This window comes from Brevundimonas sp. AVps5, assembly GCF_058681515.1.
Genome location: NZ_CM178740.1, coordinates 1463722 through 1478111 on the forward strand (window position 1 = coordinate 1463722; position 14390 = coordinate 1478111).

At 68.0% G+C, this 14390-nt stretch carries 14 protein-coding genes; 6 read left to right on the forward strand and 8 right to left on the reverse strand.

The window, feature by feature from the left end:
- The 7 genes from rutA to tpiA all read right to left on the reverse strand — a co-directional run bounded on the left by rutA (nt 1) and on the right by tpiA (nt 6146).
- On the reverse strand, nt 1–1074 hold the full coding sequence (rutA, locus tag ACW18A_RS07570) for a pyrimidine utilization protein A (RefSeq protein ID WP_492024161.1): 1074 nt from the start codon (nt 1072–1074) through the stop codon (nt 1–3).
- Between the two features lie 12 nt (nt 1075–1086).
- Nucleotides 1087–1887, reverse strand: coding sequence for a pyrimidine utilization protein D (gene rutD / locus ACW18A_RS07575; RefSeq protein WP_492024162.1), 801 nt, complete (start codon nt 1885–1887; stop codon nt 1087–1089).
- Nucleotides 1884–2273 (reverse strand): pyrimidine utilization protein C, encoded by a 390-nt coding sequence (gene rutC / locus ACW18A_RS07580; RefSeq protein ID WP_492024163.1) that lies wholly within the window; start codon nt 2271–2273, stop codon nt 1884–1886. Before rutC ends, rutD begins: the two co-directional genes overlap by 4 nt.
- Entirely contained in the window at nt 2274–2984 is a 711-nt protein-coding gene (rutB, locus tag ACW18A_RS07585; protein ID WP_492024164.1) for a pyrimidine utilization protein B, read from the reverse strand.
- Between the two features lie 117 nt (nt 2985–3101).
- Nucleotides 3102–4751, reverse strand: coding sequence for a CTP synthase (pyrG, locus tag ACW18A_RS07590; protein ID WP_492024165.1), 1650 nt, complete (start codon nt 4749–4751; stop codon nt 3102–3104).
- A 146-nt stretch (nt 4752–4897) separates the two neighbouring features.
- Complete coding sequence (gene secG, locus ACW18A_RS07595) at nt 4898–5311, reverse strand: preprotein translocase subunit SecG (protein WP_492024166.1); 414 nt, start codon at nt 5309–5311, stop codon at nt 4898–4900.
- A 58-nt stretch (nt 5312–5369) separates the two neighbouring features.
- On the reverse strand, nt 5370–6146 hold the full coding sequence (gene tpiA, locus ACW18A_RS07600; RefSeq protein ID WP_492024167.1) for a triose-phosphate isomerase: 777 nt from the start codon (nt 6144–6146) through the stop codon (nt 5370–5372).
- A 250-nt stretch (nt 6147–6396) separates the two neighbouring features.
- On the opposite strand from tpiA, the gene ACW18A_RS07605 reads away from it, so the two are divergent.
- From ACW18A_RS07605 to ACW18A_RS07615, 3 genes are all read left to right on the forward strand, one after another.
- Nucleotides 6397–8322 carry a peptidylprolyl isomerase gene (locus tag ACW18A_RS07605; RefSeq protein WP_492024168.1) on the forward strand — a complete coding sequence of 642 codons (1926 nt, stop codon included), beginning with the start codon at nt 6397–6399 and terminating at the stop codon, nt 8320–8322.
- Nucleotides 8319–9851, forward strand: coding sequence for an anthranilate synthase component I (gene trpE, locus ACW18A_RS07610; protein ID WP_492024169.1), 1533 nt, complete (start codon nt 8319–8321; stop codon nt 9849–9851). The genes ACW18A_RS07605 and trpE overlap by 4 nt, the downstream gene beginning before the upstream one ends.
- Nucleotides 9852–9977: 126 nt before the next feature.
- The gene (locus ACW18A_RS07615) at nt 9978–11639 is read left to right on the forward strand and encodes a serine hydrolase domain-containing protein (protein ID WP_492024170.1); all 1662 of its coding nucleotides are present in this window, start codon (nt 9978–9980) and stop codon (nt 11637–11639) included.
- Between the two features lie 11 nt (nt 11640–11650).
- On the opposite strand, the gene ACW18A_RS07620 is transcribed toward ACW18A_RS07615, so the two are convergent.
- Nucleotides 11651–11845 carry a peptidoglycan-binding protein gene (locus ACW18A_RS07620; protein ID WP_492024171.1) on the reverse strand — a complete coding sequence of 65 codons (195 nt, stop codon included), beginning with the start codon at nt 11843–11845 and terminating at the stop codon, nt 11651–11653.
- A gap of 107 nt (nt 11846–11952) precedes the next feature.
- On the opposite strand from ACW18A_RS07620, the gene ACW18A_RS07625 reads away from it, so the two are divergent.
- Genes ACW18A_RS07625 through trpC form a run of 3 tightly spaced genes read left to right on the forward strand, consistent with a single transcriptional unit; the run spans nt 11953 to nt 14376 of the window.
- Nucleotides 11953–12543, forward strand: coding sequence for an anthranilate synthase component II (locus ACW18A_RS07625; protein WP_492024172.1), 591 nt, complete (start codon nt 11953–11955; stop codon nt 12541–12543).
- Between the two features lie 4 nt (nt 12544–12547).
- The gene (gene trpD, locus ACW18A_RS07630) at nt 12548–13591 is read left to right on the forward strand and encodes an anthranilate phosphoribosyltransferase (RefSeq protein WP_492024173.1); all 1044 of its coding nucleotides are present in this window, start codon (nt 12548–12550) and stop codon (nt 13589–13591) included.
- Complete coding sequence (trpC, locus tag ACW18A_RS07635; RefSeq protein ID WP_492024174.1) at nt 13588–14376, forward strand: indole-3-glycerol phosphate synthase TrpC; 789 nt, start codon at nt 13588–13590, stop codon at nt 14374–14376. Before trpD ends, trpC begins: the two co-directional genes overlap by 4 nt.
- The last annotated feature ends 14 nt before the right edge of the window (nt 14377–14390 follow it).

Genomic DNA, 14390 nt, shown 5'->3' on the forward strand with positions numbered 1-14390 from the left:
TCAGCCCGCCTTGACCCCGGCGCGGCAGGTCATCAGCGGCTGGATCTTCGTGCCGAAGTCCTCGATGCCCTGCTCGAAGTCGTCGAAGGTCAGCAGGACGCCGCCCGTCCCCGGCACCTCGGCCATCTCGTCCAGCATCCGGGCGACCGAGGCGTACGAGCCTACCAGCGTGCCCATGTTGATGTTCACCGCGCCCTCCGGTGCCGCCAACTGGCGGACGTTGGTCGTCGCATTGACCTTGTCGGCCGCGCCCTGGTCCTTGAGCCAGCTGATCGCATCGACATCGACACCATCGTTGTAGAGCTTCCACTTCGCCATCGCCGCCTCGTCGGTCTCCGCCGCGATGACCATGACGAGGACGAACATCTTCACGTCCCGGCCGGTCTTCCCGGTCGCCGCTGCCAGCCGCTCGTTGTTGAAGGCGAAGGCCTTGGGCGTGTTGACGCCCTTGCCGAGACAGAAGGCGTAGTCCGCCCACTGGGCCGAGAACGCCAGGCCCTCGTCCGACGATCCGGCGCAGATGATCTTCATGTCGGTCGACGGCGTCGGGCGAACCAGACAGTCGTCCATCTGGTAGTAGTCGCCCTTGAAGTCCGAGCGCCCCTCCTCCCACAACTCGCGCAGGATGCGGGCGTATTCGTCGAGCATCTGGTAGCGGTTCCTGAAATGCTCCTCGCCCGGCCACAGGCCCATCTGCGAGTATTCCGGCTTCTGCCAGCCGGTGATCAGGTTCAGGCCGAAGCGGCCGTGGCTGATGCTGTCGATGGTGTTGCACATGCGCGCGGCGAAGGCCGGCGGGATGACCAGGGTCGGGCAGGTCGCATAGATCTTGATGCGCTCGGTGACGGCCGCGAGTCCGGCCATCAGGGTGAAGCTCTCCAGCCCGTACTCCCAGAACTCGGTCTTGCCGCCGAACCCGCGCAGCTTGATCATCGAGAGCAGGAAATCCAGGCCGTAGTGCTCGGCCCGCTGTGCGATCCGCTTGTTCAGGTCGAACGACGGCATGTACTGCGGCGCGGTCTCGCTTATCAGCCAGCCGTTGTTGTTGATCGGTACGAAGACGCCGACTTCCATGGTGATCGCCCCTCAGCCGTCGCCGTTCAGGAAGGCGACCAGTCGCGCATTGAACGCACCGGACGCGGTCGCCGTAAAGGCATGTCCGCCCCAGGGGACGACATCGAGCGTGGCGTTCGGTAATCCCCCGGCCAGACGCCGCGACAGCAGCGGCGGAACAAGCATGTCGTCAGCCGAGGCGCTGACCAGTACCCGATGTGAAATCTCGCCGAGCCGTTCGTCGATGTCGAAGGCCAGCAGGGGACCGATCCTGGCCAGCATGACGTCGGTGCGGGGGAAGTTCTGAATGTGATGGTGGTCCTGCGTCTTCAGCAAGGCGTCGTTCTGGCTGATCCAGTCGGGCGGATAGAGGAACAGGGCCTGGGCCTCGACATAGGCTGTGGGCCCGAAGGCTTCGAGAAGGCGGATCCGGGCGGCGAAGCAGCGGGCGACGTGGGGGTCCGGCCGGGACCAGCCGTTGACGACGACCAGCCGGTCCAGCCGCTCGGGACGATCAAGCGCCAGCTGCAGCCCGGCGTTGCCGCCCGCCGCGTGGCCGACGAGGTGAGCCTTGTCCGTCCCTGTGGCGTCGAGGACGACGATGATGTCCTCGGCCATGCAGGCGACCGAGTGATCCGGCTTCAGGCTGCGGTCGCTGCGGCCCGTGCCGCGATGATCGTAGAGGATGACGCGGAATTGCCCGGTCAGCGCCTCCATCTGCGGCGCCCAGAAGGCGGCGGAGCCTCCGAGTCCGGCCGACAGCAGAACCGTCGCCGCGCCGGCTGGACCGTCATGGACCTCGTAGTGGAGGCCGTCGGCGACGCCCTCGATCACCGCTTGCCGATGTGGGCGATGGTGGCGATCTCGACGAGGAAGTCGGGGCGGACCAGACCGCACTGGATGCAGAAGCGCGCCGGCTTGTCGCCGGGGAAATACTCCGCATAGACCTTGTTCAGGGCGGCATAGTGAGACCAGTCGGACAGGAAGATGTGGTTCATAGTGACGTCGTCCATGGTCCCACCGGCGGTCTCGATCACCGACTTGATGGTCTCCAGCACGATGCGCGTCTGGCCCTCGGCGTCGCCGACGCAGGCAACATTGTTGTCCTTGTCGAAGGCCAGAGTGCCAGAGACATAGACGACGCCGTCGGCCAGGGTGCCGGGCGAGAAAGGGGCGATAGGCGTCCGGGTTCCGGGCGGTGTGACGACGGTCCTGGGCATTCAGGTCTCCTGGTTTGCCGGCGCGATCTGGCCAACGACGCCCTTGAAGTCGGCGACGCTGGAAACCCAGCCGAAGAATGTCTCGATATTGTAGATCGCGGCCTTCTGGACGAAGTCCGGGCCGGCCTGATGAGTGGCGTCCTCGAGAACAATGCCGAAATACTCCAGGAAGAATCCGTCCCTGAGCGTTGATTCGACACAGACATTGGTCGCGATGCCGACGAAGACGAGGTTCCGTATTCCCCTTGACCTCAGCACGCTGTCCAGCTGCGAGTTGAAAAAGGCGGAATACCGCGATTTATGCAGGCAGATGTCACCGGGCTGCGGCGTCAGCTCCTCGACCAGCTCATAGTCCCAGCTGCCGCGCGCCAGCAGCGTCCCGGCCAGCTCGGGTCTCGCCCGCATGGTTTTCAAGGCGTTGGACTTGTGGAAATTCGGGCTGCCCGGCCCGCCCGCCTCGACATAGTCCGGATCCCAGCCGTTCTGGAAATAGATCACCGGCATACCGGCGCGCCGCGCGACCTCCAGCACACCCCGCGTGTTGTCGATGACCCGGCGCGCGCCCGAGATATCGAAACCGGCCAGGTCCAGATAGCCGCCCGGCGAGGCGTAGGCATTCTGCATGTCGATCACGATCACCGCCGTGTTGGCGATCGAAATCTCCAGCGGCTCAGGGCGGCAAGGCAGGATGATCGTGTCGGCCGAGGCCATGGCGGTTTCCGTCAATGCGTCGCCGCCACCATGGCACAACCCAGTCGTCATGGAACCTGTGCGGGTCGAACCCGGACGCACCCCTGCCCCGGGGAGCGACGTCACAGCCCCCGACCCTCAGACCAGCCGGCTCTGCACCACCGCCGCCTCGATGAAGCTCGCGAACAGTGGATGCGGCTTGAACGGGCGGCTCTTCAGTTCGGGGTGGTACTGGACGCCGATGAACCAGGGGTGGTCGTTGCGCTCGACCGTCTCGGGCAGGACGCCGTCGGGCGACAGGCCGGCGAAGATCAGCCCCTTGTCCTCGATCGCGTCGCGATAGTTGATATTGACCTCGTAGCGGTGGCGGTGCCGCTCGCTGATGGCGGTCGTGCCGTAGATCTCCGCGATCCTCGAGCCCGGCGCGAGGGTCGACTCATAGGCGCCCAGACGCATGGTGCCGCCCAGATCCCCGCCCTGCTGGCGCAGGACCCGCTGGTTGCCCTGGGTCCATTCGGTCATCAGGCCGACGACCGGCTCCTCGGTCGGGCCGAACTCGGTGGATGAGGCTTTCGGATAGCCGGCCTGGTTCCGGGCGGCCTCGATGACGGCCATCTGCATGCCGAAACAGATGCCGAAATAGGGGATGTTGCGCTCGCGGGCGAAGCGGGCGGCCTCGATCTTGCCCTCCGCGCCGCGCTCTCCGAAGCCGCCGGGGACCAGAACGGCATGCGCCCCCTGAAGCCGGTCCTCGCAGGCCTGACGGTCGCCCTCGAAGGTGTCGGCCTCGACCCAGTCGATGTTGACCTTGACCTGATTGGCGACGCCGCCGTGATGCAGGGCCTCGATCAGGGATTTGTAGGCGTCCTTCAGCACCGTGTATTTGCCGACCACGGCGACCGTGACCTCGCCGTCCGGCTGCAGGCGGCGGCGCACGATCTCGTTCCAGCCGCTCATGTCGGGCGCGGGCGCATCGGTGATGCCGAAATGGGCCAGGACCTCGGCGTCCAGCCCCTCGCGGTGATAGTCGAGCGGCACTGCATAGATGTCTTCGGAATCCATCGCCTGGATGACGCCGGAGGGACGCACGTTGCAGAACAGGCCGATCTTGCGCTTCTCGTCCTCGGGGATCGGGAACTCGCAGCGGCACAGCAGGATGTCGGGCTGGATGCCGATGGAGCGGAGCTCCTTGACCGAGTGCTGGGTCGGCTTGGTCTTCATCTCGCCGGCGGTCTTGATGAAGGGCAGCAGGGTCAGGTGGACGAAGCAGGACTGGCCGCGCGGCAGGTCCTGACCCAGCTGGCGGATGGCCTCGAAGAAGGGCAGGCCCTCGATGTCGCCGACCGTGCCGCCGATCTCGACCAGGACGAAGTCGACGTCCTCGCCATCGTCGGTGAAGGCGGGCGTCAGGCAGAAGGATTTGATCTGGTCGGTGACGTGCGGGATCACCTGGACGGTGGCACCCAGATAGTCGCCGCGCCGTTCCTTCTCCAGGATGGTCGAATAGATCCGGCCGGTGGTGATGTTGTCGGACCGCGCCGCCGAGACGCCGGTGAACCGCTCGTAGTGACCAAGGTCGAGGTCAGTCTCGGCGCCGTCGTCGGTCACGAAGACCTCGCCGTGCTGGTAGGGGCTCATCGTGCCCGGATCGACGTTCAGATAGGGGTCGAGCTTGCGCAGGCGGACCTTGTAGCCGCGCGCCTGAAGCAATGCGCCGAGAGCCGCCGACGCCAGCCCCTTGCCCAGCGAGGAAACCACGCCGCCCGTGATGAATACATATCTAGCCACGGGGCATCACCTTAGCCCTGATTCGGGCTGTCGCTGCGGACCGCATCGCGATCCAGCTGTTGAAAACAAAACTCCGCCCCGGCGCAGGTCCGGAGCGGAGGTGTTGGGGGCGGGAGGAGCGGCGGAGGGTGTTCCCCGCCGTCACCTTACTGCGCCGGCGCGGGGGCCGGGGTCGTGCCGGCCGTCGGCAGGCTGGCTTCCAGGTCGTCGAGAGACGGCGCGGCCGGAGCGGCGGGAGCCGTCTCGACCGGGGCAGTCTGCTGTCCGGCAGCCGGAGCCGTGTCCAGGGCGATGGAGCCGACGGCGTCGGCGTCCACGACCGAACGGCTGGCGCGTTCCATATTGCCGACGATGGTCAGGCTGATGGCGCAGACCACGAACAGGCCGCCCAGCCACCAGGTGGTGGTGGTCAGAAGATTGCCCGCGCCGCGCGCGGTCATGAAGCCCGAAGGCCCGCCTCCCATGCCCAACGCGCCGCCTTCGGAGCGCTGCAGCAGGATCACCCCGGTCAGGGCGAGCGAGATGATGATCATGGCGACGAGAAGAATGGTCTGGAGCATGGGTGCTTACATGTGTGGCGGACGACCGCCGATCAAGCGGCGGCGTCTATCATCCTTGTCAGCCGGCGGCAACGATGGCCGGTTCGGCCGCCCGAATGATGGCCAGGAAGTCCGCCGCCTTCAGCGAGGCCCCGCCCACCAGGGCCCCGCCGACCTCGTCCACGGCCAGAATGTCGCGGGCGTTCCCGGGATTGACCGAACCGCCGTAGAGAATCGGCACCGTCCGACCGCCCTCGCCCAGCCGTTCGACCATGGCGGCGCGCGCGGCGGCGTGAATCTCGGCGATCTGCTCCAGCGTCGGCGTCAGGCCGGTGCCGATGGCCCAGACCGGCTCGTAGGCCAGGGCCCAGTCCTGACCGGCGAGATCGTCATTGAGCGAGCCGAGGATCTGGCCGCGCACGATCGATTCCGCTTCTCCGGCCTGGCGCTGGGCCAGGGTCTCTCCGACACAGATGATCGGCGTCAACCCGGCCCGCAGGGCGGCGCCGACCTTGTTCGAGACAAGCGCGTCGCTCTCGCCGAACTCCTGACGACGCTCCGAGTGGCCGAGAATGACCATGGTCGCGCCGGCGTCGACCAGCATCTCGGCCGACACGCTGCCGGTGAAGGCGCCCTTGGTCTCGACACGGCAGTCCTGCCCTCCAACCGCGATCGGGCCGCTGTCGATGGCCCGGACCATGCGATCGATCAGGGTCGCTGGCGGGCACAGGCCCACGCGCGCAGAGGCAGGGCGTGCCTGCAGATCGGCCAGCATCCCGGCGACGGAGTCCGCCAGATCGGCGGCCAGGCCGTTCATCTTCCAATTGCCGACGATCATCTTCACGGATTGTTTCATGCGCCCTGTCTAGAGCCTGATCCGGAAAAGTGTGAAGCGGTTTTCCGGTCGGATCAGGCTCAAGAGTTAAAGCCGGGCCTTGATTCACGACATCCGCGAGATCGCGACGCGATCTCTCCTCCGCCGATCAAGGCCCAGGCACCGTCTCGCGGGATGCCAAGCCTGAGGCGACTCGCGCTTGCGGGGTGGCGGCCCCCTCCCCTATACGGCGCGGTGGCGCTCTTCGCCGTCCGACCGTCAGGCCCCTTCGATGATTTCCGTCTTCCGCGACTTCGCCAAGTCCAAGTGGGCTGTCGCCCTGTTCGCCCTGCTGATCATCAGCTTCGCCGTCGTCGGGGGATCCCAGACCGACGTGTTCAGGAGCCTGGGCGCCCAGCATGTGATCTCGGCCGGTGAACGCTCGGTGGACGCGGTCCAGTTCCGGGCTGACATCGAGCGCATCCGCGCCAACGCCCAGGAGCAGGAAGGACGTCCCCTGACGACCGAGGACCTGGTCACCGCCAACGTCCACGTGCGCTATCTGGACTCCCAGACCCAGCGTCTCGGCTTCCTCGAGTGGGCGCGCATCGTCGGCATCCGCCCGGATGAATCCCTGATTATCAAACGCATTCGCGAGATCCCCGCCTTCTTCAACCAGGTCACCGGTGCCTTCGACCAGGCCCAGTACGAACAGACCCTAGCGCAACAGAACTACACGCCGGTCCAGCTGGAAGACGAGTTCCGCGACACCGCCGTCACCGAGCATTTCGGAAGCGCCGTCCAGGCCGGCATCCGCTCGCCGCGGATCTTCGGTGCCCTGGTCGCCGGTCGCGCCCTGGAGCTGCGTGACGGCCGCTGGTTCAACGTGACCCAGACCATGGCCGGAACCGCCGGCGCTCCGACGGACGCCCAACTGACCGCCTTCATGAGCGAGAACGCCGCCCAGCTGCGTCGTCCCGAGTTCCGCATCGCCTCGGTCGTCCTGTTCAACGACGCCGCCGGTGCGGCGGCTCCGGAAATCCCGGAGGCCCGCATCGTCGAGCGCTTCAACTTCCGCAAGGACGGCCTGTCGACGCCCGAGCGCCGCACCTTCACCACCCTGACCGCGCCCGACCGCGCCGCCGCCGACCGGATCGCCGCCGCCCTGCGCGCCGGACAGTCGCCGACCGCCGTCGCCGAGGCCAACCGTATCCAGCCCGCCGAATATGCCGCCCAGCCGCAGAGCGCCGTGCCGGACCCCGCCGTCGGAACCGCCGTCTTCGGCCTCACGACCGGCCAGGTCTCGGCCCCGATCCAGGGCCGCGTCGGCTTCACGGTCGCAAGGCTTGTCTCGGTCACGCCCGGTGCGCCCGCGACGCTGGAAGGCGTCCGCGAAGCCATCGTCGCCGAACTGCAGGAAGAGGACGCCAAGGCCCGCATCTTCAACCGCGTGGAGGCCTATGAGAAGGCGCGCACCGACGGCAAGCCGCTGTTGGACGCCGTGCGCGAAGTCGGCGCCCGCATCGTCCAGCTGCCGCCCTTCACCCAGGACGGTCGCCTGCCCGACGGTCAGCCGATGAACGCCCCGCCACAGATCCTCCAGAACACCTACACCCTGACCGAGGGCGCGGAGAGCGACGTGATCGACGCCGGCCAGGGCCAGTATTTCGTGCTGCGCCTCGACGACATCCAGCCCGCCGCCCTGCCGGCGCTCGCCGACGTGCGCGAGCCGCTGGCCCAGCAGTGGGTGATGCGCGAGAATGCCCGCCGCCTGACCAGCAAGGCCGAGGAATTGGCCGCCCGCGTGCGTGGCGGTGAGGATATCGCGGCTGTCGCGGCCTCGGCCGGAGCGACCCTGACAAACCGCGCCGGGGTGCAGCAGAACGCAGAGGCGCAAGGCGCGCTCGGCGACGGCGTCCTGGGCGGCCTGTTCGGACAGGGCCGCGGACAGGTCTTCACTGGACCGGCCTCGGAGACGGCCTTCGTCGTGGGTCGCGTCGACGCGGTTCGCGCACCGTCGGCCGTCCTGGCGGCCCCGATCGCCGACCAGATCCGGCCACGCCTGGCCCAGGAACTGGTCAATGGAGCCGGCGAAGGCCTGGTCGCCGCCGCCGCCCGCGCCTCCAAGGCCGGGAACGACCCCGCCCGCGCTATCGAAGCCCTGGGCGTGACGCCTCCGGTTCCGGGCGCGACCCCGCCGACCGCTCCCGCTCAATGAGTTCAGGCGGCGCGGAGCCGGATCGCGCGGAGATCATTGCGGGACTGACGCAAGGACAGCCGCAGGTCGTCGTGCGCCGGATCGTCGACGATCTGGAGACTCCGGTCTCGGCCTATCTGAAGGTGGGCTGGGGCCGGCCGCACGCCTTCCTGCTGGAATCGGTCGAGGGTGGTGCGCTGAACGGGCGCTATTCGATCATCACCCTGGAGCCGGACGTGGTCTGGCGCTGCCGGGACGGCGTGGCCTCGATCGCGCGCGGCGCGGACATCGCCGCCAAACGCTATGCCACCCAGTCCGGCGGTGCGCTCGATTGCCTGCGTGCCCTGATCGCAGAGACCCGCTTCGACCTGCCCGAAGGCCTGCCGCCCATGGCCGCCGGCCTGTTCGGGGTGTTCGGCTACGACATGGTCCGCCTGCTGGAGCCGCTGGGTGCGCCCAACCCCGATCCGCTCGACCTGCCCGACGCCGTCCTGACCCGGCCGTCGGTCGTGGCCGTGTTCGATTCGGTGCAGCACGAGATCGTCGTCATGGCCCCGATCTGGCCGGGCGCGTCAGACGCGACCGCGGCGGTCGCCGCCGCCGAAGCCCGTCTTGACGACTTCGAGACCCGCCTGCGTCGCCCTCTGATCGCACGCGGCACCGCCGGGCCGACCGCCGACCTCGCCTTCAGGTCGCCGGTCGACGCCGCCGCCTATGGCGACCTGGTCGCGGCCGCCAAGGGCTATATCGCCGCCGGGGACATCTTCCAGGTCGTCCTCAGCCACCGCTTCCGCGCGCCGTGGTCGGGCGATCCGTTTGCCTTCTACCGCTCGCTGCGCCGCCAGAACCCCTCGCCCTATCTGTATTTCCTCAACTTCGACGACTTCCAGCTGGCCGGCTCCAGTCCGGAGATCCTGGTCCGGCTCAAGGACGGCGGCGTCACCATCCGGCCACTGGCCGGCACCCGCCCGCGCGGCGCGACGCCCGAGGCCGACAAGGCGCTGGAGGCCGAACTGCTCGCCGATCCAAAGGAGCGGGCCGAGCACCTGATGCTGCTGGATCTGGGCCGCAACGACGTCGGCCGAGTGGCCGCGCCGGGCACGGTCAGGGTGACCGAGAGCTTCGTGGTCGAACGCTACAGCCAGGTCATGCATATCGTCTCCAACGTCGAGGGCCGGGCCCATCCGGACATCGACGCCGTCGACGCCCTGCTGGCCGCCCTGCCCGCCGGCACCCTGTCCGGGGCCCCCAAGGTCCGGGCCATGGAGATCATCGACGAGCTCGAGACCGAGAAGCGCGGCGTCGGCTATGGCGGCGGCGTCGGCTATATCTCGGCGGGCGGAGAGGCGGACATCTGCATCGTCCTGCGCACCGCCATGTTCGCCGACGGCCAGGTCTTCGTTCAGGCCGGCGCGGGCGTCGTCAACGACAGCGATCCGGCCGCCGAATACGCCGAGACCGAGGCCAAGGCCCGCGCCCCCATGCGCGCGGCCGGGGACGCCTGGCGCTTCGAACCGGGCGCGCCGCTCAACACGGCGGGCGAAATCTGACGACGTCGTTTGTGCCAAGGCGTTCGGCCAAGGTCGTTCACCGAAACAGACGCCGCCTTCACCGATAGGGCGTTTCCCCGTCCTGCGAACCATGGCTCGACGACTGCCTCATCTCCGAGGATTCCCATGCGTCCAGTCGCCTATACCGCCGCCGCCATCGTGGGGTGCATGCTCGCCTCGAACGTCTCAGCCCAGACGAACGACCTGGACGCCGTATTCAGTGGAATTGCCCCGACGGGCCCCGGATGTGCGGCGGGTCTCGTGCGCCCGGGACAGCCGACACTTACGGCGGCTTACGGCATGGCCGATCTGGAGCATCCTGAGCCTCTGACGCCGGCGAGCGTTTTCGAAAGCGGGTCGCTGGCCAAACAGTTCACCGCCGCCGCCATCCTGATGCTGGCCCAGGACGGCCGTCTGACGCTGGAGGACGATGTCCGGCTCTATCTGCCGGAGATGCCGGACTATGGTGCGCCGATCACGATCCGGCACCTGCTCAACCACACCAGCGGGCTGCGTGAGCAGTGGAGTCTGCTGGCCCTGACCGGCAATCCCCCTGGCTCCCAGGTCCACAGCCAGGCCACCATTCTCGACCTGGCCTCGCGTCAGAAGGGGCTGAACTTCAGGCCGGGCGACGAGTTCCTCTACACCAATACCAACTACACCCTGGCCGCCATCATCATCGCGCGGGTCAGCGGCCAGAGCCTCCAGCAGTTCACGGACACGCGCCTGTTCGCACCGCTCGGCATGGACCAGACGCGCTGGCGCGAAGACTTCCGCACCGTCGCTCCAGGTCGCGCGACCGCCTACGCCCCCGCAGGGCACGGCTTCATCGCCAACATGCCGTTCACCAACGTCATCGGAAATGGCGGCCTGATGACCACGATCGACGATCTGTTGCGCTGGAACGCCTTCCTCGATCATCCGACCGACCTGCCGGGTGGCCCGCTGCTGGTGGCCGCTCTGGAGACCCCGGGACGCCTGAACGACGGAACCGCTCTGAACTACGCCCTCGGCCTTGAGGTCTATCGAGAGCACGGCCAGCGACTGGTCGCGCACAGCGGCTCGACCGGCGGCTACAAGACCTGGCTCGGCCGTTATCCCGAGGCGGACATCTCCGTCGCGGTGTTGTGCAACAACGGGGGCATCGACCCGGTCGAACTGGGCGAAAGCCTCGCTCTGCAGGCGCTTCGTGCGGGCGGCCAGTTCATCGACGCCGTCGAGATGGTTCAGCCTGCAGAGGTCGGGGCGACGGCTCCGCTGCCGACGGATCTGGCTCCCTTCGTCGGGCTGTTCAGAAACCCCGTCACCGGAGAGCTGCTGAAGACTGTCGCCGTCGATGGCCGCGTGACCCTGACCGAACGAGGGATCGCGCAGGACCTGATACCGACCGGGGCCGACACCTTCTCCAGGGCCGATGGCGCGGACTTTCGCTTTGTCAGCGCCCGCGAGGGGCCCACCGAACTCATCCTGCGATCGGCGGCAGCGGATGTGCGCTATATCGAGGTTCCGCCGGCCAGTCCGGACCCGGCCAGCCTCTTTGACTACGTAGGTGCCTATTACAGCGCCGAACTCGACACCCGGATCGAGGTGGTCCGTCGAGGGGATTCGCTCGTGATGCGACAGGCTTTCGCCACCGAGTGGACGTTGACGCCCGGCTTTGCCGACGGATTCACGACGCCGTTACGCGGCACCACGACCTTTGTCTTCACCCGTGCAGCGGATGGGTCTGTCGACAGCCTGCGCGCGTGGGCCAACGGTGCCCGCAACATCGCATTCGTGAGGCAGTAGGCCGCCGATCTTCAGAACGTCTGGCTCGCGGTCGGGGCCGGATCCTCGATCGCCACTCCGGGTCCCAGGATCATCACCCCGGCCAGAAGCACGGCCGCACAGGCTGCCAGGCTCGCTGCCGCCAGCGTCCCCATCACGCCGTTGACGGCCTCCGGCTCGCTCAGCGCCAGCCGGGCGGCGTCGATCTGGACCTGGGTTTCGCGCATGGAATCGGCCGCTCCGGTGGAGCTTTGATTTCGGCCCGGGAAGGTTAACGGTCCGTGTGCGCAACGGTCCGCTTGGCGGCGATGGAACCAGCCTCTAGAAGCGGCCCATGATCCTCGTCGTCGATAACTACGACAGCTTTACCTATAACCTCGTCCACTACCTCGCGGAGCTGGGCGCGGCGACGCATGTCGTGCGCAACGACGACCTGACGACGGAGGAGGCCTGGGCCCTCAAGCCCGAAGCGATCCTGCTGTCGCCCGGCCCCTGCGCCCCGGATCAGGCGGGCATCTGTCTGCCCCTGATCGATACCGCGCCTCTCGACATGCCGATCCTCGGCGTCTGCCTCGGCCATCAGGCGATCGGCCAGGCCATGGGCGGCCACGTCATCCGCGCCAAGGCCCTGATGCATGGCAAGACCTCGCCGATCATTCATGAGGGCAAGGGTATGTTCGCCGGCCTTCCCTCGCCCTTCACCGCGACCCGCTATCACTCTCTGGCGGTCCAGCGGGAAACCCTGCCCAACACCCTGAACGTCACGGCCTGGACCGAGGACGGCGAGATCATGGGCTTCCAGCACCACGAGCGACCGATCCACGGGGTGCAGTTCCACCCCGAATCCATCGCTACCGAACACGGTCACGAGATGTTGGCGAACTTCCTTGACCAGGCGGGCGTCAAGCGTCTGGCGATGGTCTGAGCCCATGGCTGAGGGTGGGTTCAAGCCGCTGCTGGCCAAGCTGGTCGACGGCCAGGTCCTGACCTCGGAAGAGGCCGGCGACTTCTTCGCCGCCTGCCTGCGCGGCGAGCCGACCCCGGCCCAGGTCGCAGCCGCCGTCACGGCGCTGCGGATGCGGGGCGAGACGGTCGACGAGATCGCCGCCTTCGCCCAGGCGATGCGCGATGCGGCCATGACGCTGGATCACCCCTACGACGTCATCGACACCTGCGGCACGGGCGGCGACGGGGCCCACACCTTCAACATCTCGACGGCGGCGGCTCTCGTGCTGGCCGGCGCGGGTGTGAAGGTCGCCAAACACGGCAACCGGGCCATGAGCTCGAAGTCCGGATCGTCTGACGTGCTCGGCGTCCTGGGTGTCGACCTGACCGCCGGTCTCGCGCAGCAGCGTCAGGCGCTCGACGAGGCTGGAATCGCCTTCCTGTTCGCCCCCGCCTACCACGGTGCCATGCGCCACGTCGGGCCGGTCCGCGCCGAGATCGGATTCCGCACCGTTTTCAACCTGTTGGGACCGCTTTCGAACCCGGCAGGCGCCAAACGTCAGATCATGGGCGTCTACGATCCGCGCCTGCTGGAACCGCTCGTCGAGGTGCTCGGTCGTCTCGGTGCCACCCGCGCCTGGACTGTTCACGGCCAGGGTCTCGACGAACTGACCACCACGGGCCCGACCGAGGTCGCGGAATGGAAGGACGGCGCCGTCCGCCGCTTCACTGTCACGCCCGAGGACGCCGGCCTGCCCCGCGCCGACATCGAAGCCCTGCGCGGTGGAGACGCCGAGACCAACGCCGCCGCCCTGACCGCCCTCCTCGCAGGCGAGACCGGCCCGTATCGCGACATCGTCCTGCTCAACGCCGCGGCCGCCCTCGTCGTCGCCGACAAGGCCGCGGATCTGAAGTCCGGCGTCGCCCTCGCCGCCGCCGCCATCGACAACGGCAAGGCGGCTGCAGCGCTCGCTGGTCTGGCCCGCATCACCTCGACGCCGCCTGCGCCCATCGAAGACCCCGCATGACCGACATCCTCGACCGCATCGCCGCCTACAAGCGCGAGGACGTGGCCGCCCGCAAGGCCGCCAGGCCGCAGGCCGAGGTCGAATCCCTGGCCCTGATCGCCGGTATGCCGCGCGGCTTCCGCAGCGCGCTTGAGCGCCGCGCCCAGCCCGGCCGCCCCGCCCTGATCGCCGAGATCAAGAAGGCCAGTCCATCGAAAGGCCTGATTCGCCCCGATTTCGACCCGCCGGCTCTGGCCCGGGCCTATGAGGCGGGCGGCGCGACCTGCCTGTCGATCCTGACCGACGGCCCCAGCTTCCAGGGCACCGACGACTACCTGGTCCAGGCCCGCGCCGCCGTCGCCCTGCCCTGTCTGCGCAAGGACTTCCTCGTCGACCCCTGGCAGGTGGCGGAGAGCCGCGCCCTGGGGGCCGACTGCATCCTGATCATCCTGGCCATGATCGACGACGTCCTGGCGGCCGAACTGCTGGCCGAGGCGCGGCGGTTCGTCATGGACGCCCTGATCGAGACCCACGACGAGGCCGAGATGGCCCGGGCCGCCGACCTCGGCGGGGATCTGGTGGGCATCAACAACCGCTCGCTGAGGACGTTCGAGGTCGATCTGGGCGCTACCGCCCGGCTCGCGCCCCTGTCGCCGAAAGGTTCGCTTCTGGTCGCAGAAAGCGGGATCTTCAGCCCGGCAGACGTGGCGGAAGTCTCCGGGGCCGGCGCCACGGCTGTCCTCGTCGGTGAGAGCCTGATGCGTCAGACAGATGTCGAGGCGGCGACGCTCGCTCTGCTCGCCTAGGTCTTCCTTCTCCC